The 26,457-nt window shown below is 46.1% G+C and carries 25 protein-coding genes; 19 read left to right on the forward strand and 6 right to left on the reverse strand.

The genetic code is table 11. The features are described from left to right. Positions 1-191 precede the first annotated feature (191 nt). Positions 192-1,706: a PLP-dependent aminotransferase family protein gene (locus tag AB4583_RS06485; RefSeq protein WP_372051396.1), complete on the reverse strand. Its 1,515-nt coding sequence runs from the start codon at positions 1,704-1,706 to the stop codon at positions 192-194. Between the two features lie 237 nt (positions 1,707-1,943). On the opposite strand from AB4583_RS06485, the gene AB4583_RS06490 reads away from it, so the two are divergent. The 4 genes from AB4583_RS06490 to AB4583_RS06505 all read left to right on the forward strand — a co-directional run bounded on the left by AB4583_RS06490 (position 1,944) and on the right by AB4583_RS06505 (position 5,211). Further along, a complete protein-coding gene (locus tag AB4583_RS06490) occupies positions 1,944-2,810 on the forward strand; it encodes a transporter substrate-binding domain-containing protein (RefSeq protein ID WP_372116827.1) in 867 nt (288 codons plus the stop codon). Positions 2,811-2,941: 131 nt separating this feature from the next. Beyond that, positions 2,942-3,583 (forward strand): amino acid ABC transporter permease, encoded by a 642-nt coding sequence (locus AB4583_RS06495; RefSeq protein WP_372116829.1) that lies wholly within the window; start codon positions 2,942-2,944, stop codon positions 3,581-3,583. A 115-nt stretch (positions 3,584-3,698) separates the two neighbouring features. Next, a complete protein-coding gene (locus tag AB4583_RS06500) occupies positions 3,699-4,364 on the forward strand; it encodes an amino acid ABC transporter permease (protein WP_372116830.1) in 666 nt (221 codons plus the stop codon). Beyond that, complete coding sequence (locus AB4583_RS06505) at positions 4,357-5,211, forward strand: amino acid ABC transporter ATP-binding protein (RefSeq protein ID WP_372057682.1); 855 nt, start codon at positions 4,357-4,359, stop codon at positions 5,209-5,211. Before AB4583_RS06500 ends, AB4583_RS06505 begins: the two co-directional genes overlap by 8 nt. 103 nt (positions 5,212-5,314) lie before the next feature. Here the strand turns inward: AB4583_RS06505 and AB4583_RS06510 are convergent, their stop codons facing one another. Then, the gene (locus AB4583_RS06510; protein WP_017061230.1) at positions 5,315-6,043 is read right to left on the reverse strand and encodes a UTRA domain-containing protein; all 729 of its coding nucleotides are present in this window, start codon (positions 6,041-6,043) and stop codon (positions 5,315-5,317) included. A 211-nt stretch (positions 6,044-6,254) separates the two neighbouring features. On the opposite strand from AB4583_RS06510, the gene AB4583_RS06515 reads away from it, so the two are divergent. From AB4583_RS06515 to AB4583_RS06540, 6 genes are read left to right on the forward strand one after another with little or no spacing between them, the layout of a single operon-like run. Next, positions 6,255-7,358 carry an ABC transporter substrate-binding protein gene (locus tag AB4583_RS06515; RefSeq protein WP_372116832.1) on the forward strand — a complete coding sequence of 368 codons (1,104 nt, stop codon included), beginning with the start codon at positions 6,255-6,257 and terminating at the stop codon, positions 7,356-7,358. A 60-nt stretch (positions 7,359-7,418) separates the two neighbouring features. Then, a complete protein-coding gene (locus tag AB4583_RS06520; protein ID WP_372116834.1) occupies positions 7,419-8,339 on the forward strand; it encodes an alkaline phosphatase family protein in 921 nt (306 codons plus the stop codon). Continuing rightward, entirely contained in the window at positions 8,336-9,229 is an 894-nt protein-coding gene (locus AB4583_RS06525) for an ABC transporter permease subunit (RefSeq protein WP_102502128.1), read from the forward strand. The genes AB4583_RS06520 and AB4583_RS06525 overlap by 4 nt, the downstream gene beginning before the upstream one ends. Continuing rightward, positions 9,229-10,014 (forward strand): ABC transporter permease, encoded by a 786-nt coding sequence (locus tag AB4583_RS06530; RefSeq protein ID WP_004732591.1) that lies wholly within the window; start codon positions 9,229-9,231, stop codon positions 10,012-10,014. Before AB4583_RS06525 ends, AB4583_RS06530 begins: the two co-directional genes overlap by 1 nt. Continuing rightward, complete coding sequence (locus AB4583_RS06535; RefSeq protein ID WP_372116836.1) at positions 10,014-11,033, forward strand: ABC transporter ATP-binding protein; 1,020 nt, start codon at positions 10,014-10,016, stop codon at positions 11,031-11,033. Before AB4583_RS06530 ends, AB4583_RS06535 begins: the two co-directional genes overlap by 1 nt. A gap of 1 nt (position 11,034) precedes the next feature. Further along, the gene (locus AB4583_RS06540; RefSeq protein ID WP_372116838.1) at positions 11,035-11,694 is read left to right on the forward strand and encodes an HAD family hydrolase; all 660 of its coding nucleotides are present in this window, start codon (positions 11,035-11,037) and stop codon (positions 11,692-11,694) included. A 75-nt stretch (positions 11,695-11,769) separates the two neighbouring features. On the opposite strand, the gene AB4583_RS06545 is transcribed toward AB4583_RS06540, so the two are convergent. The 3 genes from AB4583_RS06545 to AB4583_RS06555 all read right to left on the reverse strand — a co-directional run bounded on the left by AB4583_RS06545 (position 11,770) and on the right by AB4583_RS06555 (position 14,336). Continuing rightward, entirely contained in the window at positions 11,770-12,435 is a 666-nt protein-coding gene (locus AB4583_RS06545) for a response regulator (RefSeq protein ID WP_017094156.1), read from the reverse strand. Next, the gene (locus AB4583_RS06550; RefSeq protein WP_372116840.1) at positions 12,432-13,802 is read right to left on the reverse strand and encodes an ATP-binding protein; all 1,371 of its coding nucleotides are present in this window, start codon (positions 13,800-13,802) and stop codon (positions 12,432-12,434) included. Before AB4583_RS06550 ends, AB4583_RS06545 begins: the two co-directional genes overlap by 4 nt. A 288-nt stretch (positions 13,803-14,090) precedes the next feature. Beyond that, positions 14,091-14,336 carry a hypothetical protein gene (locus AB4583_RS06555; RefSeq protein WP_372116905.1) on the reverse strand — a complete coding sequence of 82 codons (246 nt, stop codon included), beginning with the start codon at positions 14,334-14,336 and terminating at the stop codon, positions 14,091-14,093. Between the two features lie 301 nt (positions 14,337-14,637). Between AB4583_RS06555 and AB4583_RS06560 the strand changes: the two genes are divergently transcribed. From AB4583_RS06560 to maiA, 5 genes are all read left to right on the forward strand, one after another. Then, complete coding sequence (locus AB4583_RS06560) at positions 14,638-16,686, forward strand: DUF3466 family protein (protein ID WP_372116842.1); 2,049 nt, start codon at positions 14,638-14,640, stop codon at positions 16,684-16,686. A gap of 452 nt (positions 16,687-17,138) precedes the next feature. Then, positions 17,139-18,212, forward strand: coding sequence for a 4-hydroxyphenylpyruvate dioxygenase (gene hppD, locus AB4583_RS06565; RefSeq protein ID WP_372116844.1), 1,074 nt, complete (start codon positions 17,139-17,141; stop codon positions 18,210-18,212). Continuing rightward, positions 18,205-19,380 carry a homogentisate 1,2-dioxygenase gene (locus tag AB4583_RS06570; protein WP_372116846.1) on the forward strand — a complete coding sequence of 392 codons (1,176 nt, stop codon included), beginning with the start codon at positions 18,205-18,207 and terminating at the stop codon, positions 19,378-19,380. The genes hppD and AB4583_RS06570 overlap by 8 nt, the downstream gene beginning before the upstream one ends. A gap of 9 nt (positions 19,381-19,389) precedes the next feature. Next, positions 19,390-20,427 carry a fumarylacetoacetate hydrolase family protein gene (locus tag AB4583_RS06575; RefSeq protein ID WP_372116848.1) on the forward strand — a complete coding sequence of 346 codons (1,038 nt, stop codon included), beginning with the start codon at positions 19,390-19,392 and terminating at the stop codon, positions 20,425-20,427. Between the two features lie 38 nt (positions 20,428-20,465). Continuing rightward, positions 20,466-21,149 carry a maleylacetoacetate isomerase gene (gene maiA, locus AB4583_RS06580; RefSeq protein WP_372116850.1) on the forward strand — a complete coding sequence of 228 codons (684 nt, stop codon included), beginning with the start codon at positions 20,466-20,468 and terminating at the stop codon, positions 21,147-21,149. Between the two features lie 80 nt (positions 21,150-21,229). On the opposite strand, the gene AB4583_RS06585 is transcribed toward maiA, so the two are convergent. Continuing rightward, the gene (locus AB4583_RS06585; protein WP_372116852.1) at positions 21,230-23,269 is read right to left on the reverse strand and encodes an acetoacetate--CoA ligase; all 2,040 of its coding nucleotides are present in this window, start codon (positions 23,267-23,269) and stop codon (positions 21,230-21,232) included. Positions 23,270-23,468: 199 nt separating this feature from the next. Between AB4583_RS06585 and phhA the strand changes: the two genes are divergently transcribed. The 4 genes from phhA to AB4583_RS06605 all read left to right on the forward strand — a co-directional run bounded on the left by phhA (position 23,469) and on the right by AB4583_RS06605 (position 26,363). Further along, a complete protein-coding gene (gene phhA / locus AB4583_RS06590) occupies positions 23,469-24,263 on the forward strand; it encodes a phenylalanine 4-monooxygenase (RefSeq protein WP_017066732.1) in 795 nt (264 codons plus the stop codon). Then, entirely contained in the window at positions 24,253-24,591 is a 339-nt protein-coding gene (locus tag AB4583_RS06595) for a 4a-hydroxytetrahydrobiopterin dehydratase (RefSeq protein WP_372116853.1), read from the forward strand. Before phhA ends, AB4583_RS06595 begins: the two co-directional genes overlap by 11 nt. Positions 24,592-24,732: 141 nt before the next feature. Further along, positions 24,733-25,833 carry a Fic family protein gene (locus AB4583_RS06600; protein ID WP_372116855.1) on the forward strand — a complete coding sequence of 367 codons (1,101 nt, stop codon included), beginning with the start codon at positions 24,733-24,735 and terminating at the stop codon, positions 25,831-25,833. Between the two features lie 179 nt (positions 25,834-26,012). Further along, positions 26,013-26,363 carry a hypothetical protein gene (locus tag AB4583_RS06605; protein ID WP_229647570.1) on the forward strand — a complete coding sequence of 117 codons (351 nt, stop codon included), beginning with the start codon at positions 26,013-26,015 and terminating at the stop codon, positions 26,361-26,363. Positions 26,364-26,457 lie beyond the last annotated feature (94 nt).

The raw sequence follows: 26,457 nt of genomic DNA on the forward strand, positions 1-26,457 counted from the left end.
AGCCAGCACAGCAACCAAGGCACTTTGACAAAGAATTCCCCGTTCTTTTCAAAGTGCTTATTTTTCCTGAGTGCTTGGCTTTTGAGTGTCTAGCTTCCAATTGGTTAGGTATAGTCGAAAAAGAGCATCGATTGATGCTCTTTTTTACGTCATTGTCTTGAATAACAACGTCTACATAACCCTTTGTGATGCTAGCTCTTCATTACCTCTGACAGCTCTTTGATACCGGGTGCGATCAGATCTTTGTCGATGGCGTGAAAGCCCAATCGAAAATAGGAATTGGGGTCATATTCTGACAATGCTTCACAACCCGATTCCGTTTCGGTATTCGTCATAAAGTGTGAATAGCCTGTCTCAATCAATATGCCCTTTTGGGCGGCTCGTGAAGCTAAACGCTGGCTATTGATGTGGCTGGGCGTTTGTAGCCACAGAGAGTTGGCCTGCTCGCTTTGAGCCAGTCGCTTGCAGTCAGGTAAGTACTTCAAGACAGCATCGTTGATCAGCTTCCAGCGCTGGCGAGTGTTTTCTCTAAAGCGCCTCACAAAGCTGTCGTAGTAGCCTTGTTCAATAAAGTGCGCTACTTCCATCTGAACACGGCTTGGCGCATGTCGGTACATCAAGCGACGCAGTATTCTAAGGTCGTAGATTAACTCTTCAGGTGCCACGATGTAGCCTAACCTCAAGCCGGGTGCCAGTAGCTTAGAGAAGCTGCTGACGTAGATGACTCTCCCTTCCTTGTCATTGGCTTTTAGCGCGGGTTTAGGATTCCACTCCACGTTGCACTCGGCGTCATAGTCATCTTCGATAATTACCGCGTCATTGGCTTTGGCCATTTCAAGTAACTGAGTTCGACGCTCATCACTCATGGTGACGCCGGTTGGAGCTTGATGGCTAGGCGTGACATAGAAGTGATCACACAGTGAAGAGTGCTCATTGAATCTCAATCCTTGTTCATCCACTTGATGCGGGTGTAACTGCGCGCCAGAGAGATTGAAGATGTGATTCGCTTCTTTGTAGCCGGGGTTCTCGACTCCGACTCGACTCTGATGGTTCATGAGCAAAGTCGAAATCAAATACAGCGCATTCTGCGAACCTAAGGTTATGAGGATCTCATCACTTTGGGCATGAATACCGCGCTGTGGGAGCACCCTTGTGCGTATCTGTTCGACCAGCATGTCGACGTCTTTATCGACCTTGTCGCAAAGCCAGCGGTGATCATGTGGGTCTGAGGTGACCTTTCTTGTCGCTTCTCGCCATTGAGCTAATGGGAAGTCATTGATAGAGGGTTGGCCAAAAATAAATGGGTATTGGTAACAACTCCAATGCGAGGGTTTGACGATGCGTGGGTATTGGCCCAATTGCAGCTTAACGCGTTTGCTCCAATCCGGTGCATTGTCGCTGTCGGCTGATTCAAAATGATCCAAACTCGCGTCGATAGTATCACTCGGGTTTTCATACTTTTCTGAAAGGTAATAACCACTGCGAGGCTTACTGATGAGGTAGCCATCGTCGAGCAAACTGTCGTACACCAACGAGACAGTATTGCGTGAAACACCCAATTGGCTAGACAGCTTACGACAAGACGGAAGCGCTTGTTCAGCCGGAAAAATACCATTCAATATCGCCGTCACCAAATAGCTACGTACTTGTTCTTGCAGGCTTCTTTTGGAATCAAACTCGATGAAACAATTGTGATTTATCGCCATGAGATACAGTCCTTATTCTCAGTGAACCTCAGTCCAATTTGTATAAAAGAGCAAGAAATGCGCCAGAGTTCATATTGATGTTTTAAGAGTGTGTTTTGCTCTCTCAACCCCGAAAATTACGTTGTCCCAAACTAGAAAATCGTTCTGTCCCAACCTGAAAATTAAATTGGCTCTACGTCTCCGATGCATTCCGTTCATAAAGTAAAGGCAGGCAAATAATCTCGATAAGGAAAGCGTATGAAACAGGGAATGACGATGAAGGCATGGGTTTCAACAGCGGCAGCGACAGTTGTACTGGGTTGTTTTGGAGTCGCACAAGCATCGGAGCTTGCAGCCATCGAAAAGCAAGGCTTCATGAAAGTGGCGACAGAAGACAACTACTCTCCATTCAACTATATCGACCGCGGTAAGCCTGCGGGGATTAACAAAGATTTGCTTGATGAGTTACGTGAATATTCGAAGTTCGATATCGAACAAGAGATCTTACCTTGGACAGGACTACTCGCTTCGGTATCTGCGGGTCAATATGATGTGGCGTTAACTGGCGCGATCATTACCGATGCTCGCTTGAAGGCCTTTGATTTCACTCCACCTATCGCTTCAGCGCAGCATTACTTCTTAACCAGAGCTGACGCGGAAGATATTAATACGGTAGTCGATTTAGATGGAAAAACAGTGGGCTTACAAGCGGGCAGTGCTTTGCTAGAAAGGCTTCCAGAGCTCGAAGTGATGCTCGAAGCACAAGGCAAATCTTTGGGTAAAGTGGTGCAGTATCAATCCTACCCAGAAGCGTATTCCGACTTGGCAATCGGCCGAATAGACTATGTGATCAACAGTGTGGTTTCAGTTAACGAGGTAGTGAAATCCAAGTCAAAGGTATTCAAAAAAGGCGAAGCAGTCTCTGGCCCAGGTTTCGTTAGCTGGCCAGTTCCTAAAGATAATCCTGAGCTTTTGGCTTACCTAACGGAATTCTTCCTACACCTTGAGCAAACAGGAAAAATGGCAGAGTTGCAGAAGAAGTGGTTCGGTGAATCGTTCGACCAACTCCCTTCAGAAGCCATCACTTCGGTTGAGCAGTATCACAAGCTAACAGCCGTTCAATAGATGAATAAGCATGCGCCGACACAAACAGTTAGCGGCTGTTTGTGTCCATGCCAATGGGTTCAAAGCGGTTTAACCCATGAGTCTTTGGCGCACAATCTATCGAAAGAAGTCGCTGATCAAAGAGGTCGTTTATGGATTATTACGCTTGGGAACAGTTGCTACAGGGCTCGTGGGCAACGGCATGGATATCGGCAGTATCGATTGTATTAGGTGTCGTCATCGGCCTAATGATTGCCTTAGTTAGAATGATGAAAATCCCGTTTGTGGATCAAATGTTGGGTATCTATGTCAGCTGGGCACGAGCAACGCCTTTGGTGACACTGGCTCTGTTTATTTTCCTTTCTTTTCCGTCATTTGGCATCAATTTAGATAAACACGTTTCTGCTATTTTAGCTCTCACACTCAATACATCGGCATTCAATGCAGAGATTTGGCGCAATGCCTTTCTTAACTTTTCAAAAGGACAAATGGAAGCGGCAGAAGCCATTGGTATGAGACGTATCACTTATTTTCGCCGCATCATGTTCCCGCAAATGGTGATCATGAGCCTACCAGCGCTAGTCAATGAGATGTCGTTCTTAATCAAAGGCAGCCCAGCGATTGCGGTGATCGGCATCGTCGACCTAACTCGTGTCACCAATCGAATCTCTGCGGTTACCTATGAACCACTTGGGCCGATTCTATGTGCCGGTGCCATTTACATGTTGATTATTGGCGTGTTGGTGAAGTTGCAAGCTGTGGCTGAAAACCGAGCCACTTATCTGCAGCAATAAGTGCATACATCTGTTTACAGTAGCAGCAACAGTTTAGCCGTCATGGCTACTTGGTCAGAAACACCATTTACCTGCTTGTGATGCGTTATTGAGCGGGTAAGTTTAAGGAGTAAATATGGAAGAATGGAATATTATCTGGCAACAAAAAGAGCTGTTTGCTTCTGGTTTTGTGACCACGTTTTATCTTTTTGTTTCGTCTTCAATCTTGAGTTTCATCATAGGCATCGGTTTGTTGTATTGCCTCGAAAACTCAAAACTTGGTGTGAAGTACACCATCAATAGTTTGATAGGCATGATGCGCACTTTGCCGTTTCTTATCTTAGCGTACCTGCTCTATTACGGGTTGCCGCAGGTTGGTATTCGACTCGATGCGATTACAGCGGGAATCATCGCGCTAAGTCTCTATCACGGTACCTATTTTTGTGAGATTTTCCGAGGTGTTCGTAAAGGATTAGAGCCAGGTTACATCGAAGCGGCGCACGCTTATTGCTTCTCTAAATTCAAAACATTTACCCGAGTTATTACCCCAAATGTGTTGTTTAAGTCGGTTCCTCTGATCACTAACCAACTCATCATCTGCTTAAAAGACACTGCGTTTCTTAGCATCATCACCGTCGCAGAAATTACCGCGGCCGCCAACAGCATTCAATCGACCTACTTCATCCCATTGAATGCGTTCATCATTGCTATCGCGCTCTACTGGGTTGTGAGTATTGCACTTGAAAGCATCACCAAACGAATCCAAACCAAAGTTGAACTTAGAGGACTTAGCCATGCTTAAACAATCAGAGATTATTGAAACGGAAGCACCGATTAACCCTTCTTTGGGCGTGAATTTGGAAGTGATTGAGTGCGAGCCACTATTGGAAGAACGAGAGACGATCATCAAGGTTGAAAACCTGTCGAAACAGTTTGATGGCATCGAAGTACTGCGAGACATCAACCTCAACATCAACAAAGGCGATGTGGTGAGTATTCTCGGCTCGTCAGGTTCGGGGAAATCGACGCTACTGCGTTGCATGAACTGGTTAGAGCAGCCAGAGCGCGGCACGATTTTTATGGGTGATGAGCGTATTGGTATCAACTCTGAAACGGGTAAGCCACTCAAATACAAAGAGTTGGCGAAACTTCGAGAGCGTCTTGGAATGGTTTTCCAAAGCTTCAACTTATGGCCGCATCTCACCGTGTTGCAAAACGTTATGGAAGCGCTCGTTCACGTTAAGAAGATAGCGAAATCAGACGCCGAAGAGATGGCACGTAAGCAACTCGATAAGGTTGGGATGTCGCACAAACTAGAGAACTACCCAAGCATGTTATCGGGTGGGCAAAAGCAACGTGTCGCGATTGCCAGAGCTCTCGCGATGGAGCCGGATGTGTTGCTGTTTGATGAACCAACGTCAGCACTCGATCCTGAATTGGTCGAAGAGGTGTTGTTGGTGATGAAGAAACTGTCGCAAGAGGGCTACACCATGGTGGTTGTGACACATGAGATGGAGTTTGCGCGTCAGGTATCGGATCAGGTGGTATTCCTTGAGAAGGGCATCTTGATTGAGAAATCCAACCCTGAGAAGTTCTTCACTAACCCAGATTCAACAAGGGTAAGGAAGTTCCTCAAGCTTGATTCATGAGCTAGATGATTCGCGCACCTTAATGTTTGATTGTTAAAAAACTCCGACTGAATCAGTCGGAGTTTTTGTATTTGTGTTGCTACCGCATTAAGAGGATGTGGTACTAGCCAATGCTATCAATGTGGATCACTACTGAGTCTGGTCGCCAGTATTCCAGTTCGCAGTCCATCAACTCGCCATCTTGCTTGTAGTTCACACGGCAGATCTTCAGCACCGGTTGACCCTCAGCCAAATTTAGCGCCTTAGCGACATAGGCTGGGGCTGAAGTGGGAATTACATCAAAACGCGAGCGTTGGGTCTCGTAGCCGTATTTTTCTCGGTAGATGCCTGTCAGCGACATGGTGAGGTTTTCCGACAAGACACCATCAAATAAGGGCGCTTTCAGTACATTTTCAACAAACAGCACTGCTCTACCATCAATAAAACGCAAGCGCTCAATCACGTGTATTGGCGTTATCTGCTCTATCTCTAATGCTTTGGCGTAATCGCCTGTCGCCATCTCTGTACGGGTGCTGAGCAGTCTGGTTTCTGCTATGCGGTGTTGTTCACGAATCATTTGATGAAAGTGAGAACGTGATAATGGGTTATAGCGAACACGTTCGGGTGACACATACCAGCCTCGGCGCTCTTCTCGGTATATCAAACCTTCGGTTTCTAATGAGACCAACGCATCTTTGAGCGTAATTCGTGTGGTTGAAAACAGCTCGCTGAGCTCTCTTTCGGATGGCAGTTTTTGCCCTTCGGTGAAGATGCCTGATTGAAGCTGCTCTCTAATGCTCGCCTTAATTCTGCCTAGCTGTGTCCCTGATTGCGCTGTAGCCAATGTTCTCATTACTGATCTAGTCCATAAGTTCGTATGCTCAATAAGGTAAACCATGGAGTTAACAGGAATGTGACAGTAAACAAAGGCTTACTGTCATATGAGTGAAATATAACTGCCACGAAAATGCACCCTAACTGTCAAATAAGTTGCGCGAAAGCGTCACACTCTGGCGATAGCATACAAAACGAACTTACTGACCTAGTCCAGAGGGATAGAGACAATGAAAACTTTGCTTAGCCGTTCAACTGTATCGCCAGCCAAACTGATTGGTTCACCTGCAAAATTAATCGGCGCAACGCTAATAACGGCAACACTTTCAATGCCAGCGATGGCGAAGGATGCTGATCTTGAGTCACTGATTGAAGCCGCTCAAAAAGAGGGTGCGGTTTACAGTGTAGGTATGCCAGACAGTTGGGCAAACTGGAAAGGCACATGGACTGATCTGAAAGCAAACTACGGTTTGAAGCATCAGGATACAGACATGAGCTCGGCTCAAGAGATCTCGAAATTTGAAGCAGAGAAAAGAAACGCAACTGCAGATATCGGTGATGTGGGTTTCGCATTCGCACGTGTGGCCGTAAAGAAAAACGTCACTCAGCCATACAAACCAACCACTTGGAATGACATTCCAGACTGGGCAAAAGACAAAGATGGTCACTGGGCTCTGGCTTACACAGGTACTATCTCGTTCATTTCAAACAACAACCTTGTTGAAGATGCGCCGAAAACTTGGAGTGACCTACTAGAAGGCGACTACAAAGTCACAGTGGGCGATGTCGGCGTAGCCGCGCAAGCAAACAACGCGATTTTAGCGGCAGCATTTGCTAATGGCGGTGACGAGTCGAACCTAAAACCAGCGATTAAATTCTTTGGTGAACTAGCGAAGCAAGGCCGTCTATCTTACACCGACCCAAGCATCGCGAACCTTGAAAAAGGCGAAGTGGAAGTAGCAATCATGTGGGACTTCAACGCACTGAACTACCGCGACAAGATTGACCGTGAGCGCTTTACGGTAAGCATTCCACAAGATGGCTCAGTGATCTCTGGTTACACCACCATCATCAACAAATACGCACAAAACCCGAATGCGGCGAAGTTGGCTCGTGAATACATCTTCAGCGACCAAGGCCAAATCAACCTGGCAGAAGGTTACGCACGTCCAATCCGTAGCAACGTTACGTTGCCTAAATCAGTACAAGACAAGCTGATCTCGAACGATGAATACAGCAACGTGCACCCAGTATCTGACTTCTCAGCATGGGAAAAATCAGCACGCCGCCTGCCACGTCAATGGCAAGAAAGCGTATTGATTCACCAGCAATAACCCCGCTTAACACGCCACCTGTACGGGTGGCTTATAGAAACAAGCAATAGAGAATAGACCATGAGCAATAAGGTTATCCTTGTTGTTCTAGATGGACTGAACTATCAGGTAGCCCGTGATTGCATGGGCTACCTGAACGGTCTTCTAGAACTAAGCGATTTGCAGACAAAACAGGGCGATATGCATGAAAAACAGGGCGATATGCACAGCAACCAAGGCGATTCGTACAATAAACAGAGCACTTCGCAGAGCACGCAAAAAAACAAGCTGCGCGCCACGCTTTACCCTGTGCAGTGTGAGCTGCCATCTATGTCACGTCCACTGTATGAGTGCATCCTGACCGGTGTTCGCCCTGTTGAGAGTGGCATCGTCAACAACCAAATCGTGCGTTTGTCGAATCACGAGTCGGTATTTAGCTTGGCGAAGTCGCAGAACAAAGTGACGGCAGCTGCGGCTTACCATTGGGTGAGCGAGTTATATAACCGAGCGCCATTTGATGCAGTACGCGACCGTTTCACCAACGATGAGACCATGAACATTCAACACGGTTGTTTCTACCACTGGGATCACTACCCAGATGAAGCCTTGTTCTTGGATGCAGAGCACTTGCGCGTGACTCATCAGCCTGATTTCTTGCTGATTCACCCAATGAACATTGACGACATGGGACATAAGCATGGGCTGGACTCTCGCCAGTATCGCAATAGTGCACGTGGCGCGGATATCTACCTGTCGAACTACCTTGAGAAATGGGTAGACGATGGTTATCAAGTGATCATCACCAGTGACCATGGCATGAACAATGACATGTCTCACGGTGGCATTCTGCCTGAAGAGCGTGAAGTGCCATTCTTTGTGATTGGCGATAAGTTCACACACCAAGAATGTTCAGTGAAACAGACCGATATCTGCGGCAGCGTCTGTCAGTTACTCAACCTTGAACACGATAAATCTTACACTCAGGAATTGTTGGCCCTATGAGCAGTTCTGTAATCACGCAGACCGATGGCTCTGCGCTTCAACCCAAAACTAAATCTTTGTTTCAACGCTTCAAGCCCGCTTTGTGGCTTGCACCTTTCGCGCTGTTTTTCTATCTGTTCCAACTGGCACCTATGGTTTGGGTGCTGATCAACAGCTTCTTCTACGACGATGAGCTCTCTCTCGAAAACTATTCTGAAATATTCGATTCTGCCTTCATGATGCAGGCCTTCGGTAACAGTTTATGGCTGTCGATTTGGTCGAGCATTGTTGGTTTAGCGATCGCGACTCTGCTCGTCTCATCATTGCGCCGCGTTGATTCTAAAATCCGCGATGCGGTGATTGCCTTCACCAATATGAGCAGCAACTTCTCAGGCGTGCCTCTGTCGTTCGCATTCATCATCATCCTTGGGACCAACGGTGCGATTACCTTGTTGCTCAAGCAGTATGGATTGCTGGGTGATTTCGACCTTTACGGCAAGTGGGGCTTGCTGGCGATTTACATCTACTTCCAGATCCCATTGGCGGTGTTGTTGCTCTATCCAGCGTTTGATGCTCTGAGTGACGACTGGCAAGCCGCTTCTGCATTGCTTGGCGCGAAAACTTGGCAATACTGGACCAAAATAGCGCTGCCTGTGTTATCTCCGGCTTTGTTCGGCACCTTCATCATCTTGATTGCCAATGCGATTGGCGCCTATGCGAGCGTGTATGCGTTGACCTCGGGCAACTACAACGTGATTACGATTCGAATCGCGAGCTTGGTATCGGGCGACTTGTTCTTAGAACCAAACCTAGCTGCGGCAATTTCAGTGATTCTGATGGCGATGCTGGCCTTCATCACCGTGATTAACCAATGGCTTATCAGCAAAAGCTACGCAGGGAAGAGAAAGTAATGAACACCGTAAATACTCGCTTTCATAAAACGGTTGTCTATTCGATTGTCGGCATCATGATGATCCCGATCTTAGCGACCTTTATTTACTCGATCTCTTCTCGATGGGGCGCAACGATCCTGCCAGATGGTTTCACGTTAGATTGGTATATCAACCTGCTGACCGATCCTCGCTTCTTACAAGCCTTTGGTCGTTCCCTGTTTATCTGTGTGGCGGCGCTGTCATTGAGTGTGGTGTTGGTTCTGCCTGCGATTTTCGTGGTGTTTTACTATTTCCCGAAGCTCGACAAGGTCATGAACATCCTGATCTTATTGCCGTTCGCGGTGCCGCCAGTAGTGTCGTCAGTCGGCTTGCTTCAGCTGTATGCAGACAGCGAAATCTCACTGATAGGCACACCGTGGATCTTGATTGGTACTTACTTCACCATCGCGCTGCCATTCATGTACCGCGCGATTGCCAACAGCTTTGAAGCGATTAACTTGCATGACTTGATGGATGCAGCACACTTGCTCGGTGCAAGCACCACCAAGGCGTTCTTGTTGATTATTCTGCCAAACCTTAAGAAAGGCTTAATGGCGTCCCTGTTCTTGTCGTTCTCGTTCCTATTGGGCGAGTTCGTGTTCGCCAACATCTTGGTGGGTACACGTTACGAGACACTGCAAATCTACCTATACAACATGCGTCAAACCAGCGGCCACTTCACGTCAGCCCTAGTGATGACGTACTTCCTGTTTATTTTCTTACTGACTTGGTTGGCAAGTCGTTTCAGCCAGGGAACAAAATAATGAGCTATGTAAATGCGAAAAACTTCACCAAGCGCTTTGGTGACAACACGGTGTTTGAAGATATTGAATTTTCAATCGAGAAGGGCGAATTTATTACTCTGCTTGGCCCAAGTGGCTGTGGTAAATCAACTCTACTGCGCAGCTTGGCAGGCCTGAATCCTGTTGATGGTGGCGAAATCTGGGTGAACGGCGAAGAGATTACTCACCAAGTGCCACAACAGCGTGGCATCGGCATGGTGTTTCAATCTTATGCACTGTTCCCGAACATGACGGTTGAGGGCAACATTGCGTTTGGACTCAAGATGAAAAAGCTTGCTGCTGACGAGATTAAACGTGAAGTCGCGAAAGTGATTGGGCTGGTGGACTTAACGGGCAAAGAAAAGTTCTATCCGCATCAGTTATCGGGCGGTCAGCGTCAGCGTGTGGCTTTGGCAAGAGCCTTGGTGGTCAAGCCGCGTATTCTATTGCTCGATGAGCCACTTTCGGCGTTGGATGCGAAGATCCGTAAACACCTTCGCCAACAGATTCGAGATATTCAAAAAGAGATGAACCTGACCACGATCTTCGTGACTCACGATCAAGAAGAAGCGATGATCATGTCTGACCGCATCTTCTTGATGAATAAAGGTGAGATCGTACAAGCAGGCACACCTGAAGAGATATACACTCAACCTGCCAATGAGTTTGTTGCTGGCTTCATGGGGCACTACAATTTGGTGCAGGCGAACAAAGCTAAGCAGCTGTTCAACATTGAAACTGAGTGGAAGGTGGCGATTCGTCCTGAATCTATCTACGTTAAAGAACAAGGCCGACAATATGGCGAGCATATCTCCGCGCCGAAAACGGGCACCATTCGTAACCACCAGCTCTTGGGTAACGTGATTCGCTACCAAGTGGACGTTGATGAATGTGAGCTGACGGTCGACCTACTTAACCGTTCCTCTGAACGACTGTTGGCAAACGGCAGCCAACTTGAACTCCTGTTTAACCTTAACGAAATTCAATCAGTGAGAGCCTAAGATGTTCAAACCTTTGTATGTATTTGATATGGATGAAACGCTGATCAATGCCGATGCAGCGATGCTCTGGAATGAGTTCTTGGTTGAAAAGGGCATTGCCACTGCGCCCAACTTTATTGAAGAAGACCAGCGCTTAATGGGCTTGTATTCGGAAGGTAAGCTGAACATGGAAGGCTACCTTGCGTTTGCTATGGAGCCACTGGTTGACATACCAACTGAGCAAGTTACCGCCTTGGTTGAAGAGTGTGTTGAGCAACATATTTTGCCTAAGCAGTTCAAACAGTCGAAACCATTGATAGAGCAGCTGGAGCGTGATGATATCGACATGTTGATCATCTCGGCGAGCGTCACTTTTTTAGTAGAAGCAGTGGGTCGTAAGATTGGTATCGAGAATGCACTCGGTATTGATTTGATTGAAAACCAAGGCCGTTTTACTTCTCAAATATCAGGTGTGCCAAGCTACCGTGAAGGTAAAGTCACCCGTTTAAAAGAGTGGTTAGACAATCAAGAAACTAACTACTCAGACATTCACTTTTATACGGATTCAATCAACGACTTACCTTTGTGTAAACACGCTGATTTTGCTTACCTAGTAAACCCATGCCCGCGTTTGAAAGCACTGGCTGATCAACCGAATTGGTCGATTCTCAACTGGGATTAACGCGAACCTTATATTCGAATTAGCTTCGTTCTAGAACTCATCAAGCCGCTGACTACAGCGGCTTTTTGATTCGTATTATTCTATTTCTAGTTTGTAACCTATCCCGTAAATGGATTTAATGTAGTCACATTTTTCATTTATCGAGACCATTTTTTTGCGTAAGTTTTTAATATGGCTATCGATAGTGCGATCACTGACCACTCTTCTATCGTCGTAGATTTTATCAATCAATTGATCGCGACTATAAATGCGGCCAACATTTTGATAGAGAAGGTGCAAAAGCCGAAACTCAGCTGGCGTTAAACTTAGCTTAATACCACATAGGACGGCGGTCATACTCAATTCATCAATATCAATGGCGTTCGTTGTTGACGTGGCTTGGGGCTTGTTGGAACGGCGCAAAATATTTTTCACCCTCACGACTACTTCTCTCGGGCTGTACGGCTTACATATATAATCATCTGCACCCAATTCAAGCCCAACGAGTCGATCGATCTCTTCGACCTTGGCTGTCGCCATAACCACTGGGATGTCACTGAACGTTCTCAGCTCTCGATAAATATCCAACCCGTCTCTATTGGGTAGCATGAGGTCGAGAATAATGAGTTTAGGCGATGCTTGCTTTACCCAGTCAATGACAAGGTTACCATCGATAATATGATGACTTTCAAGGCCAGAGTGCTCTAAGTACTCACACAGTACACTTGCTAATGCAGGCTCATCTTCGACGACTAAAATCACGATTTTATTTCCTTTGGTAACGCTATGATGATTCGTAGTCCACCCAATTCTGAGTGGTCGGCAGTAATGTGTCCTTGGTGCGCTTCAACGATATTTTTACAGATAGATAATCCAAGTCCAGAACCGCCACTTGAGCGACTACGCGATTTATCAACGCGGTAAAGCCTCTCAAATAAACGTGGAAGTGATGCATCAGGTACACCTGGATCACTGTCTTCAACGTTGATAATAATACTATCACTAATGTCGGTAACATCTATCGATACATACCCATTATCGCCAGTGTATCGCGCGCTATTTTCTAACAGATTCACAAACAGTTGTGTCAGTAATCTCTCATCACACGAGGTAAACAGTGGGGCTGAATGGTCATAGTGCTTTGTTAATGTGATGTTTCTTTGTTCTAAACGGATCGAGTTTTGAACGATCACAGAATCAATCAGTTTATGTATATCAACGTTGTTTTTAACATTGAGGTTAAATCCGATGTCATACAGGGAGAGTTGGTGAAGATCCTCAACGAGTTGACCCAACGTGATGATTTGTTGATGTAACGAGTCGATGTATTTTGGTTCAGGTGATCGAATACCGTCTTGTAGCGCCTCTAGTTCACTTCTAAGCACGGTGATAGGCGTTCTAAGTTCATGTGAAATATCTGATAACCACTGTTCTCTAAGTGTTTTCTGTTTTCTTAGTGTCTCGACAACACCGTTGAATATTCCGATGAGATCAGACAATTCATCATTGCCGCTTTTTTTAATGTAGAAATCGAGATCGCCATTTTCGATAGATTTGGCACCTTTCGACAAAGCACGCAATGGTTTCAAAAATCGCCTAACAAGAAACAAAGAGATAAGGAATGAAAGTAACACGGTAATCGATGCGATAGTGCTTACATGCGTCGTTTGTTGTTTGAAAAAGCTTTCTGCTAAAGGCCCTGATATTTCATCCATCTGGACGATGGAGATATACCCAATAACTTGATCATCCCGTGTTATTTCGACTAGCGCTTGATGCTGACCATCTTCAAGGTGATGTAGGTTTTCAGGCGGTCCAATTATGGCTCGCCCGTCTTGATCTAAAATGTTGAGTCGTTGCCAAATAGGTTGAAGGCCTGGCGCTTCCGGCTCTCTTAATGGTGGTGGCGATGGGTGTCTGTCACGAGGATGTGGTCGTGAGGGGCCGCCAATGCTACTGGCGATTAAATGTGGTTCACGCTCTAGCCGCCTCCACTTTTCGGAAGGTGAGTAATATTGCTTTAAGTTATTGGCGAGTTCTTGAGCTAGGGCAATCTCATTATTATTTGTGAAATCTTGGAGCCCTCTTTGAAAACTGGAGTTAATAAAATAGGTCAGTACAAAGAGCATGGTCACGCACACCATTAGTATTGAAACAAACAGTTTGGTGAAAATTGATATGCGCACGTTCTCTCCAGAAATTAAAGTGAATTAAGACGATAGAGTGAGTTAAGACAATAAAATGAGATAAACCAATATTAGCCCTCGATCGTGTGGGAAATATGGACATTGATTTCTTTATTCATCTTAGGCCATGTATAAGCACTCTTTTGTTAGAAATGAATAGCGAGCTGACAGGGTGCTATACCCCATCAGCTCGCATTGAATTATCACTATTTTAGGATAACCCTCTAACCATTATTGACGTCTTGGTGGTGGCGGCGGAACTTCCTCTTCCGATAGACCACCGCTTCCATCTGCGTCTAGTTTATCAAAGTCATCGGCGAGCGGACCTCTGAGCTCTTCTAATTGTAATTCGCCATCACCGTTTGCATCCATTTCTTCAAAGCTTGGCATTTCTCTTGGGCCTCCACGGCTTTCAGCACACGCTTGAAGCGCGAATGTCGATGTCAGTAAAAGTAATGCCGTCGTGATTTTGTTCATCATTTAATTCCTATTCGTAACCAAATATAAGTGTAATTCTTTGACGCAAATAGGTTAGCGATCAAATTAGCAGAGAAAATGGATAAATCTAGGAGATGAAAGTTAGCGCTTAACTTTATAAGAGCATCAGATCATTAGCCCATCAAGTCAGGTTGTTTAAACCTCCATTGTTTCTACATAGTTTCCACATTTTCTATTTTTATCCTAGTCAACTATTGAACTCATGAATTTAATGCCTTTAGCAATAAAAGCAGAAAGCTATCGTTGGTATTGAAATGGATTATTTTTTAGGAGCCGTAGAATGAAGGCAATGGTAAAAAAATCAGTCGTTGTCTCTTCTACGTTGTTGGTTGCTTCTTATAGTAACGCTGCGCTTTATAGGGTGGTTTTGGAGGAATCACCAGTAGAAACGGAATCGGTGTACGGGGTCGCAGTTGAACCAGAGCTTGGTACAACGGATTGCTTTAGTACCAGTTGTGGTGACACCGACTACGCATTCGCAGGGGAAGCTCAAAATGCAGAACCAGGTTTTTCCTTTAAAGAGGAGGTCCCCTTTGGTATCGATAACACGTTCTACTATTTGGATTATGACGATATCTATAGCTACTGCACGAGCGAACTTGGCTACGCGACTTGTGAAGCTTGGAGTTCTTTATTGTGGTATGGCGATGATGATGCGGGCATTGGAGGCTTGAAAAATGAGCGTGATGCGTATTACGGGCTGAGCTATCAGACGAATTCCACGGCTTTTTATGACTCTTACTCATTAAGTGAGATCCCCGATGTTGGCAGTAACCCACCTGATGTGAGCAGTTATAGTTATTCCTTTGTTGATGGAACAGAGGAGAAGGTCATCACTAAAGTTGACGAGAATGGTTTTGTTCTTGGTAACACCAGCAGTGGTTACTACAGTTATAACAACCAATATATTCAGTTGTATAGGCAGCGTGGTTACTACGATACAGGCACTGAATTTACGGTTCTCCAACCTGAAGCCGATACCAGCATTACGATCAGCGATGCTGACGGCGAAGCGAATATAATCTCCCAAATGGGAAGAACGATGGCTTTTGATTCTTTCAGTTATGGAGGGGAAAGCTATGTGGTCGGAAGCGCGTCCGTTGCGACTTTTTATTACAGTGATGAGTATAAAGATTATGACTCTCCGTACACATCCGACAGTGATGCAGAGGATCTAGATAATTGTATCGATGAAGATATTGAGCCTGCTTTATATCCAGAGTGTCAGAACTTTGCTTTTGCTAATCGAGCTTTTGTCTGGAATATAACCGATGCGGATGGCCCCAATGATGATGGAAACCGTTTCTCAGTATCTGATTGGGAAACCAGTTCGACCTATTACTCTTACAACGATGATGAAGCTTCAGCACAGGCGAGTGTGAGGGCTGCAACGATTTCATCTAGAGGGACATATAGCTCTTATCCTGTTTTAGTTGGTTACAATACGGAACTAGATGATTCTGATAACTTTCTTATGCAGGCTGCTGTGTTTAGGCCAAGCAGTACGTCAAATTTCAGCGTTTCGGAAAATGCTTGGACGACGACATTTATCGCTAATGCGACGGTAGAAGTGAGTGATTCATACATCCACAGTAATTCTGTCGCAACAGATATTAATGAAAACATGATGGTTATTGGTTATGCAAAACGAGATGGTGATTATCCGTCGGATCGTGTGTCTGACAATCGTATGTTTGTCGCTGATGCGAATGACACAACGCCAACAGCTACATTCTTCGCAAGTTTAGGTGAAGACATTTTCTTTGATAGTGCAGAAGGAAAAGCAAGTGAGATCAATAATTACAATGAAATTGTTGGCTATGTTGACGCAGAAACTCACTCTGAAGTAGACGGCCATGAAAGGAGGCATCGCGGCTTCATTTTCCCTTACAACGACATTGGTACCGATGCTGATAGACGTGCAAGATATAATGATCAAGCTTGGTGGTTAGACGACCTAACTAACGGTGGTGACTACAGTGATGCCAACAACCACTTTAGAATATTGGACGCAACCGACATTAATGATGCGGGTGTTATCTCAGGGACGGCAATACAATGTTTTGCGAGTGAAAGTAGCTCCTCTTCTATGGCTTATGATTCAACCGCGCACTTTGCATATTGTAATGATGGAGTAGGTGACGAGAGGGTGGTGGCTGTGAAACTTATCCCGATATCTGGAGCAACAAGTGAAGACATTGCTGAAAGAAGTGATGATAGCGCTGAAGATGTTGAACGTAGTGGTGCCGGTACCGGGTTATTGGTGCTTATCAGTTTGATGTCCGTGCTTTCAGTTCGCTTGAAAAAATCTCGTTCTGTGATTACCTAAATTGATGACGTGCTCACGAGATAAACAACCTCTATTTGACCATCAACCATCAATCATCAACCATTAAAGTAATGGGTTAGAGTTGATGGCTCACCCTATGAGAATACCATTGGGATATGAAGCTTTTTAAAAGAGCATCACCTGTTTTGTGATGCTCTTTTTACGTTCAACATACACTTATCTCTTTCTGCTTTAGCCCATAAAGCTCAAATGTAACAATTCAATAACATTCCTTCTTCTTCTGTAAATCAAACCACCACCTTTCAATCCCTTGATAGCACTCACTTTCTTGTCTCGATGGTTTGTGTGTAACAAATATTTTACAAGCTGACAGGGTTTCATCGAAATTGCCCATTTTCCTCCACCCATTCCATTATCTCGGCTTGTGGGCCAAATTTAATTGAGGACAAAAAATACACAACACAAAACCAATAGGTACAAGGAGAAAGTTCATGGTGGATACATACAACCCGCTTGGCACGGATGGATTCGAGTTTGTTGAATACACGGCCGTTGACCACAAGGGAATAGAGCAACTTAAAGCGCTGTTTGTGTCACTTGGTTTTGCTGAGATAGCCAAGCACCGCTCAAAAGAAGCTTGGCTGTATCGACAAGGTGATATCAATTTTATCGTCAATGAACAACCACACAGCCAAGCGGAAGCGTTCGCTAAAGTTCACGGCCCATCGGTGTGTGGCATGGCGTTTCGTGTTAACGATGCAACCACGGCAATGACGCAGGCGTCTAGCGGTGGTGGTGAAGAGTACAAAACAGAAATAGGGCCGATGGAGCTGAGCATTCCTGCCATTTACGGCATCGGTGAAAGCCTGCTCTATTTTGTGGATCGCTACGGCAAGCAGAGCATCTACGACGTTGACTTCCGATTCTATGATGACGCGGAAGAGCGCATGGCGAAAGCCGATGTTGGTCTTTATGAGATCGATCACCTCACGCACAACGTGAAACAAGGCAATATGGACCTGTGGTCTGGTTTTTATGAGCGTATCGGTAACTTCCGTGAAATTCGCTATTTCGACATTGAAGGTAAGCTGACAGGCCTTGTGAGCAGAGCCATGACCTCGCCATGTGGCAAAATCCGCATCCCTATCAATGAGTCTTCAGACGACAAATCACAAATCGAAGAGTTCATCCGCGAATACAACGGCGAAGGCATCCAACACATCGCGCTCGCAACGGATGACATCTACAAAACCGTGAAAACCCTGCGTGATCGCGGCATGGACTTTATGCCAACCCCAGATACCTATTACGAGAAAGTCGACGAGCGTGTGAAGGGCCACGGTGAAGACACCGATCTGCTGCGCGATTTACGGGTTCTGATTGATGGCGCGCCGACCAAAGACGGCATCTTGCTGCAAATTTTCACACAGACGGTAATCGGGCCTGTGTTCTTTGAAATCATTCAGCGTAAAGGTAATGAAGGCTTTGGCGAAGGTAACTTCAAAGCGCTGTTTGAATCGATTGAAGAGGACCAGATTCGTCGAGGAGTATTAGACGATGCATAAATGGATCTCGTTTCCTCATCGGGAGGGTGTGTGCTCTAAACAAGCGCACGCCGATTTTCCCGAAGAGGCAATTTATGAGCGAGAGGCGGGCCGAAGTGGGTTCTTCGGCCCAGCGGCTCACTTTCATCACCAACATGCCCCAACAGGTTGGTCGGAGTGGGAGGGTGATCTGCGCCCTCGCGCTTTTGATTTTACGCTGGTGGAAAAAGCCAGCCAGATAACCCCTTGGGCTGTGCCTCATCTTTTGCATAACGCGGACTGCAAAATCCGTGTATGGCGCATGGATGAGAAGATGGATTTCTTGGTACGTAACTCCGATGGCGATGAGCTACTGTTCATTCACCAAGGCAGGGCAGATCTCTATTGCGACTATGGCCATTTAGAAGTGAGTGAAGGGGATTACGTGATGATCCCGCGCTCAACCAATTGGAGCTTGGAGCCAAGGGAGCCGATGTTCATCTTGATGATAGAGAACACAGACGCGGCTTACTCCCTGCCAGAGAAAGGCATGGTCGGCAATCACGCGGTGTTTGATCCAGCGGTTCTTGAAATCCCGTCGATCAACGATCAATTCCGCGCTCAGTACTCCGAAGATCAAACCCAAGTTCAGGTGAAACGCCACGACAAAGTCAGTGTGATCACTTATCCGTTCAATCCTTTAGACGCGATTGGTTGGCATGGGGATTTGGCTGTGGTGAAAGTGAATTGGCGCGATATCAGACCGCTGATGTCACATCGTTACCACTTGCCACCGTCTGCGCATACGACCTTTGTTGGCGCAGGCTTTGTAGTGTGTACCTTTGTGCCACGCCCGATTGAGAGCGATCCAGGTGCGTTGAAAGTGCCGTTCTATCACAACAATGACGACTACGATGAAGTGCTGTTCTATCACGCTGGTGACTTCTTCAGCCGCGATAACATTGAAGCGGGCATGGTGACCTTCCACCCTGCAGGCTTCACGCATGGGCCTCACCCAAAAGCCTTTAAGGCAGGGCAAGCGTATAAGAAAAAGTTCACTGATGAAGTCGCGGTGATGATCGATACTCGCCACGCGCTGCAGTTCTCTGATGAACTCGATAGCGTTGAGAACAAAGAATATGTCTACAGTTGGCAAGACACTGGTTTGCAAGAGACAGGTTCTCAAACCATGGCTGACGATAAGAAGTAAGGGACAAGGATGAAATTAGCAACCAAGAAAAATGGCACTCGCGACGGTCTATTGATGGTCGTAAGTAAAGATCTTAAACAATGTGTAGCTGCAACCGAAATTTTCCATGCGATGCATCTAGCGCCAACCATGCAGGTAGCATTGGATAACTGGGACAGTGTGGCTTCTCAGTTACAAGAGTTATACACCTCGTTAAACAAGGGGCATGTGACTGGCAGTGAAGTGTTTGCACCTCAGTATTGTGAATCGCCTCTTCCACGCGCTTATCAATGGGCAGACGGCAGCGCTTATGTAAACCACGTTGAACTGGTGCGTAAGGCTCGTGGTGCTGAAATGCCAGAAAGCTTCTGGGTTGATCCACTCATGTACCAAGGCGGCTCAGATGCGTTTATCGGCCCTTGTGACAATATCGAATTTGCCAGCGACGAGTGGGGCATCGATTTCGAAGGTGAGGTTGCGATTGTGACCGGTGATGTACCGATGGGCGCTAGCGCTAAACAAGCGCACGACTCGATTCGCTTGCTGATGTTGGTGAACGATGTGTCGCTGCGCGGTTTGATTCCGGCGGAGCTTGCTAAGGGTTTTGGCTTCTTCCAGTCTAAACCGTCTTCTGCGTTCTCTCCGGTTGCGGTAACACCTGATGAGCTTGGCGAGCAATGGAAAGGCAGTAAGGTGCATTTACCGTTGATATCGACCTACAACGACCAGCCTTTTGGTTGTCCGAATGCCGGTGTAGATATGACCTTCAATTTTGCAGAGTTGGTTGTGCATGCAGCTAAAACTCGACCATTATCGGCAGGCGCGATCATAGGTTCAGGCACGGTATCGAATAAGCAAGGCACTGACCACGGCACCTCAATTGCCGAGGGCGGCGTGGGCTATTCATGCATTGCCGAGGTGCGCATGATTGAGACGATTCGCGATGGCAAACCTTCGACTCAATTCATGTCGTTTGGCGACTCGATTCGCCTAGAGATGTTTGATACGGCGGGTGATTCCATTTTTGGTGCGATTGACCAAAAAGTTAGCCAATATCGAGCGTTATAGCCCATATTATAAAGATTCAGCTCGAGCGAGATCATTGTATGAATCAGAACATGACACTTTATGGTTACTGGCGCTCTTCGGCCGCCTATCGGGTGCGTATTGGATTGAACCTAAAGCAACTCAACTATGAGTCTAGATCGGTGCATTTGGTGCGTAATGGCGGCGAGCAGCATGATCCACAATATCGCGAGCTCAATGCCAGTGAATTAGTGCCAGTGCTGGTGGATGGTGACGTTCAACTCAATCAGTCGCTGACGATTCTGCAATATTTGGACGAAAACTATTTGTGTGAGAGCAGCCCAGACTCCTTGTTGATTCCAGAGCAAACACCATTGCGCTATCAAGCGTTGGCAATGGCTCAGGATATTGCGATAGAAATTCACCCTCTGAACAACCTGCGCGTGTTGCAGTATTTGGAGCGGGAATTGTCGTGCGAGCAAGAGGCGAGAATGGACTGGCTTCATCATTGGATGAACCAAGGTTTCCGTGCTCTAGAAGAGAAACTGGCAAAGCACAGAAAAGCACACGGTGATTCGGTGTATAGCCTCACCGATTCACCATGCATTGTCGATATTTGCTTGGTGCCACAGGTGTATAACGCGCTGCGCTTTGGCGTTGATATGTCGCCTTATCCGCTGATTAACTCAATTGTCGAAGCGTGCAATCAGTTACCTGCTTTTATTGAGGCGATGCCAGAGAATCAGGTAGATGCGAACGTATAGCTCAGATTAAGCCCCAACGGTTATTGATAGTAGAAAGCCCTCCACGATGTTCATTCGTGAAGGGCTTTTTTGTTTCAAGTTTAAAGCGAAATCACACGCTTGATCTCATCGAGCACATCCGCATTGGCTATCGCGCCGATGTTCTCTACGGGTTTGCCATTCACGATCTGTTTCACGGCCAGCTCAACTAGTTTTCCTGAGCGTGTTTTTGGCACGTCACTGATAGTAAAAACTTGGTTTGGTACATGCCTCGGCGAACAAGAGGATTTGAGTTTGCTTTTGATGGCTGCCAATAACGTTTCATCTAGACCCACACCTTGCTGTAACTGAACAAACAGCCATATCTGTTCATTGCGGTCGATGTTTTTACCGACTGCTATCGAATCGATGATGCCGTCAATGGTGTTCACTTGCTGATAGATTTCGGCCGTACCAATTCGCACGCCACCGGGGTTGAGTGTGGTGTCGCCTCGCCCGTAGAACAGGTAGCCGCCATGTTCGCTCTGTGCGACTTCATCACCGTGATGCCACACATTGTCGAACCTATCCCAATAGGTGCTGTGATAGCGCTCTCCGGTGTCATTCCAAAAGCCAGCGGGGAAGTTGGGTAGGGAGTTGGTGCATACTAATTCGCCACGTTCGTGATCGACCTTTTGACCAGACGAATTGAACACCTTGATGTCGACGCCGAGCCCGGCCTGTTGGCACTCACCGCGATACACAGGCGAGATTGGGTTACCCAAAACAAAGCAGCCACAAATATCCGTGCCGCCAGAAATCGACGCTAAATGCAGGTCTTGCTTGATGTGCTTGTAAACGTAATCGAACTGCTCTGGGTAAAGCACAGAACCCGTCGAGCACAGTGTTCTTAATTGAGGCAGAGAGTGGCTGTCGATTGGTGAGAGTTCGGCTTTCTCAATCGCTTCTATGTACTTGGCTGAGGTGCCAAATGTCGATACGTCAGCACGCTGCGCTAAATCCCATAGAACGTTAGGTTGCGGGTAAACCGGGCTACCATCAAAGATAACCAAACAAGCACCGCTGGCGAGCGCAGATACGTGCCAGTTCCACATCATCCAACCACAAGTGGTGTAGTAGAACACGCGATCTCTTGGTTTAATATCGCAATGAAGCTGATGCTCTTTTAGGTGGTTGATGGTAGTGCCACCGACAGAATGCACTATACATTTGGGTTTGCCTGTGGTGCCGGAAGAGTAGAGTACAAACAACGGTTCATTGAAGCCGACACGAGTAAATCGAAGAGGTTTTGTCTGATAGTGATTAATGATGCTGTGCCAGCTTAGAATCGACACATCATGTTCAACTTTTTTCTTCTCTAAATCGCTCTTCTCTAAGTCATTACTCGGTTTCAAATAACCGATCTCACACACCTGTTTTAATTCGTTTAAGTGTTCGATGATTTCACGGTTCTTGCCCGCCATATCGAACGTTTTGCCATTGAAGGTGTAACCGTCACAGGTGAACAGCACCTTAGGTTTCACCTGTCCGAATCGCTCAATCACACTCTCTACTCCAAAATCAGGCGAGGTCGATGTCCAAATCGCGCCTAAGCTGGTGGCGGCTAGCATGGCTATCACGGTTTGTGGCAGATAGGGAGTATACGCAGCAACTATATCACCTTGTTTCACTCCGCTATCGACAAGCCATTGCTGAACACTAGAGACAGCTTCACACAGGGTTTCCCATGTATAACTCTGTTGTTCGCCACGTTCATTCTCAAACCAAATCGCAAGCTCATCAGGCATGGTGTGTGCCAAACGCAGCAAGTTCTCGGCGTAGTTTACTTGTGCATTGGGAAACCAAACCGCATCACGGTTCGATTTAGGCTGCTGCCAGCGGCTCCCACCTTGAGCTTTGATGGTCTCGCTTTCTGCCTTGTTAATAGAGTCTTGTGAGCCGACTACTCCACAAAACTGCCATACGTTTTGCCAAAATGATTCCGGATGTTCCACAGACCATTGATGGAGTTCGGTGTAGCTTTTTACGTCCCTATCTAGGTTTAACCCAGACTGTTCAAGGCTATCGATAAATCGGGTTAAGTTGGCATCGGCGATACGCTGCTCGCTTGGCTGCCAAATGGGCTTATTGCTTTCGTGCATTCCTTTACCTTTAACAAAAAGTTAACGTTTTCAGTCTGGTATTTAGGTTTTACAAAGTCAAAAGTTCAGCAAAATAAGCGCTTGGTGGAAATGTGTAAATAAAATGTTACACGATCGCTTGTTTCGAAAAATCGCGCAAATTGGCGCTTATAAGGAGTGGAGATAGGCTTAAAGTGAGACATTCGAAAGGAGGTGTGTAATGACTCAATATCATTCTAAGCCCGTGAGCCAAGAGGGATGGGTTGAGTGGAGCCTCGAAGAAGATGCCATTTGGCACGACTTGGTGAAAAGGCAACTGGACGTCATTAGTGACCGCGCTTGCGATGCCTATTTGCACGGTCTGACCTTGCTGGATCTACCATTAGACAGAGTTCCCCAGCTGCCAGAGATAAATAAAGTGCTAATGGAAACAACCGGTTGGCAAGTTCAGCCTGTGCCTGCATTGATCGATTTCGACCGATTCTTTGATTTGCTCGCCAATAAGAAATTCCCAGTTGCGACATTTCTGAGAACGCGAGACGAGTTCGATTACTTACAAGAACCTGATTTCTTTCATGAAATTTTCGGCCATTGTGCCATGCTCACTAATGCCGATTTCGCGGCTTTCACTGAGCATTATGGAAAACTAGGCCAAGCCGCCACATCTAAACAGCGCGCTTATCTTGCCCGTTTGTATTGGTTTACGGTTGAGTTCGGTTTAGTAAAAGAAGGCCAACAACTGAAAATCTATGGCGGTGGCATTCTTTCGTCTCCAGCGGAAACTATGTATGCGTTGGGAGGGGATTTGGCCGTTCGCGAGCGGTTCGATCTGCAAACGGTTTTAAGAACGCCTTATCGTATCGACATCATGCAGCCGAAATATTACGTGATCGACGAGCTATCTGAGCTCTTTAAAATCAGTCAGGAAAACCTATTACAGCAAGCTGATCTCGCCATCGATGCGGGGTTACTACCACCACTTTTTGAACCCAAGGAACCAACACATGTTGAATGAACAAAAATGCGAAGCCTGCAGTATCGACGCGATTGCCCTAAGTGAAGATGAACAACAATCTTTACTGTTGGAGTTGTCAGACTGGCAGATCATCGAAAGAGACGGCATCCCGCAGCTTGAGAAGGTGTTCAAGTTTAAGAACTACAAGCAAGCATGGGCATTCAGCAACATAGTGTCAGAACTGGGAGAAGAAGAGTTCCACCATCCTTCGATCTTATTGGAGTGGGGCAAAGTCACCGTCACTTGGTGGAGCCACTCAATCAAAGGCCTGCACAAAAATGACTTCATCTGCGCCTCACGCTGCGATGTGTTCGCGGTGAGTGAATAGTTTTGTAGGTTAGGAGTTACTCTTGCAACCTCTGTGATGCGATTAACTCATTATTCGGCTCATAATGTGAGTTGAATAATTGCCTTAAACAGCTCATAGTATGAGTTGAATAAGTGATACTTTCGCATCATGGGGTGTAATATGTGGATTTGGCAGCAAGATAATTGGCCAAACTTTGTTTGGGATAATCAGAAAATAGGCGTGAGGTTAAGAGAAGTACGGCTTAATCAGGGCATTCTATTGGGCAAGATTACCTCACAGTCGGCAGATCAATCCCAAACCATGCTCGACACCTTATTAGCGAACATAGTCCATTCCAGTGCGATTGAGGGAGAAAAGCTTAATGCTTTCTCGGTCCGGTCTTCTTTAGCCAATAAACTCGGTGTCAGTGAAGATCGACCTTTTCCAACGACAGAACAAACCGATGGCCTAGCTGAAATTATGTTGGATGCGGTGCAGAACCTAACAGAGCCACTAGCGCTTGATAGGATCTTACATTGGCACGATAGACTGTTTCCTCAAGGCTACACCATGTTTAACCCTGTAATCGGAGGTCAGCTAAGAGGTGACACTCCCATGCAAGTGGTATCGGGAAGAATTGACCGTCCGACCGTACATTTTGAAGCGCCTAGCCGAGACATTCTTGATGCTGAGCTAGATACATTTATCACATGGTTTAATGATTCACTTACCGACGCCACACTCGATCCGTTACTTAGAGCTGCGATAACTCACCTTTGGTTTATCACCTTACACCCGTTAGATGATGGTAATGGTCGTATTACTCGATTGTTGACCGACTTGGCATTAGCACAGGCCGAGCAGCAGTCGGTACGTTTCTATGCGATGTCGGTGGGGATTCTCGCTAACCGCAAGCATTACTACGAGATATTGGAGCGAACCCAGAAAGGGGAACTCGATATTAGCGAATGGTTGATGTGGTTCTTAGATACGTTAGACGAGACGTTTACAGGGGTTTTCGCTGAGGTCGACCAAACTGTATATAAGACCAACTATTGGCGCAGCATCGACCAAACCAAGCTTACAGCAGAGCAAGTAAAAGTGCTGAATAGGATGCTCGATGGTGATTTTTCAGAAGGTATCAATGCCAGCCAATATCAGAAAGTAGCAAAGGTGAGCAGTGCCACAGCAACACGTCATTTGAATGCTTTGATTGAGCATGGCTGCTTAGTTAAATCTGGTTCTGGTGGCAGAAGCACGCGCTATCTGTTGCCTGAGTAGGGTCTATGCCTTTGATGTATCTCAGGGTAAGTTTGACCTAGCTATTAGCGACCACATCCCCCTGCTCTGCTTTCAATTTAGAGTATCAAAAACTCATAAATCTCAAAAGAATAATGTTATGCAACTGCAGTTCTATATTGGTATTATGATACTTTGATAAGCGTGATGAATCGAGTTAAATGATGCAGTTAGATGAGTATATTAAAGAGACGTTAGTACAGATAGTAAAAGGCGTGAATGATGCTGCTCAAGAGGTTTCTTCGTTAGGTGGCACTGTTAATCCTCATGCAACGTTTATTGATGTTGGTTTTGATGTACACCCTGAAAAGCCACCAAAGCAAACTATTAAATTTGATATAGCAATCCAAGTAAAAGAAAGCACTGATGTTGATGCTAGCGCAAAAGCCAAATTATCAGTTTTCTCTATCGGAGGCGGTATTAAAAACTTAGATGAATCAAACATTGCTCATAGAGTCACTTTTGAAGTTCCTTTAGACCTCCCTTGCCAAGCTTTTACTAATATAGAGTAGGCGTGTTAGTTATGCTGCTGCTTTTCTCGAAATGCAGCAGCATTGGCCATACAAAGATAACATTTACCCCTCTACTTTTTATCTTGTAACGGCT

Origin of the sequence: Vibrio sp. 10N.222.49.C12, assembly GCF_041475025.1 — a bacterium.
Taxonomy (GTDB): domain Bacteria; phylum Pseudomonadota; class Gammaproteobacteria; order Enterobacterales; family Vibrionaceae; genus Vibrio; species Vibrio crassostreae_C.

Bases quoted from the DNA above. Each gene is read 5' to 3' on its own strand.
- AB4583_RS06485 (WP_372051396.1), bottom strand. From the start codon at position 1,706: ATGGCGATAAATCACAATTGTTTCATCGAGTTTGATTCCAAAAGAAGC.
- AB4583_RS06505 (WP_372057682.1), top strand. From the start codon at position 4,357: ATGCTTAAACAATCAGAGATTATTGAAACGGAAGCACCGATTAACCCT.
- AB4583_RS06570 (WP_372116846.1), top strand. From the start codon at position 18,205: ATGCATAAATGGATCTCGTTTCCTCATCGGGAGGGTGTGTGCTCTAAA.
- AB4583_RS06500 (WP_372116830.1), top strand. From the start codon at position 3,699: ATGGAAGAATGGAATATTATCTGGCAACAAAAAGAGCTGTTTGCTTCT.
- AB4583_RS06585 (WP_372116852.1), bottom strand. From the start codon at position 23,269: ATGCACGAAAGCAATAAGCCCATTTGGCAGCCAAGCGAGCAGCGTATC.
- AB4583_RS06555 (WP_372116905.1), bottom strand. From the start codon at position 14,336: ATGAACAAAATCACGACGGCATTACTTTTACTGACATCGACATTCGCG.
- AB4583_RS06525 (WP_102502128.1), top strand. From the start codon at position 8,336: ATGAGCAGTTCTGTAATCACGCAGACCGATGGCTCTGCGCTTCAACCC.
- AB4583_RS06595 (WP_372116853.1), top strand. From the start codon at position 24,253: ATGTTGAATGAACAAAAATGCGAAGCCTGCAGTATCGACGCGATTGCC.
- AB4583_RS06530 (WP_004732591.1), top strand. From the start codon at position 9,229: ATGAACACCGTAAATACTCGCTTTCATAAAACGGTTGTCTATTCGATT.
- AB4583_RS06515 (WP_372116832.1), top strand. From the start codon at position 6,255: ATGAAAACTTTGCTTAGCCGTTCAACTGTATCGCCAGCCAAACTGATT.
- AB4583_RS06605 (WP_229647570.1), top strand. From the start codon at position 26,013: ATGATGCAGTTAGATGAGTATATTAAAGAGACGTTAGTACAGATAGTA.
- AB4583_RS06510 (WP_017061230.1), bottom strand. From the start codon at position 6,043: ATGAGAACATTGGCTACAGCGCAATCAGGGACACAGCTAGGCAGAATT.
- AB4583_RS06540 (WP_372116838.1), top strand. From the start codon at position 11,035: ATGTTCAAACCTTTGTATGTATTTGATATGGATGAAACGCTGATCAAT.
- phhA (WP_017066732.1), top strand. From the start codon at position 23,469: ATGACTCAATATCATTCTAAGCCCGTGAGCCAAGAGGGATGGGTTGAG.
- AB4583_RS06490 (WP_372116827.1), top strand. From the start codon at position 1,944: ATGAAACAGGGAATGACGATGAAGGCATGGGTTTCAACAGCGGCAGCG.
- AB4583_RS06550 (WP_372116840.1), bottom strand. From the start codon at position 13,802: ATGCTCTTTGTACTGACCTATTTTATTAACTCCAGTTTTCAAAGAGGG.
- AB4583_RS06495 (WP_372116829.1), top strand. From the start codon at position 2,942: ATGGATTATTACGCTTGGGAACAGTTGCTACAGGGCTCGTGGGCAACG.
- AB4583_RS06535 (WP_372116836.1), top strand. From the start codon at position 10,014: ATGAGCTATGTAAATGCGAAAAACTTCACCAAGCGCTTTGGTGACAAC.
- hppD (WP_372116844.1), top strand. From the start codon at position 17,139: ATGGTGGATACATACAACCCGCTTGGCACGGATGGATTCGAGTTTGTT.
- AB4583_RS06600 (WP_372116855.1), top strand. From the start codon at position 24,733: ATGTGGATTTGGCAGCAAGATAATTGGCCAAACTTTGTTTGGGATAAT.
- maiA (WP_372116850.1), top strand. From the start codon at position 20,466: ATGAATCAGAACATGACACTTTATGGTTACTGGCGCTCTTCGGCCGCC.
- AB4583_RS06575 (WP_372116848.1), top strand. From the start codon at position 19,390: ATGAAATTAGCAACCAAGAAAAATGGCACTCGCGACGGTCTATTGATG.
- AB4583_RS06520 (WP_372116834.1), top strand. From the start codon at position 7,419: ATGAGCAATAAGGTTATCCTTGTTGTTCTAGATGGACTGAACTATCAG.
- AB4583_RS06560 (WP_372116842.1), top strand. From the start codon at position 14,638: ATGAAGGCAATGGTAAAAAAATCAGTCGTTGTCTCTTCTACGTTGTTG.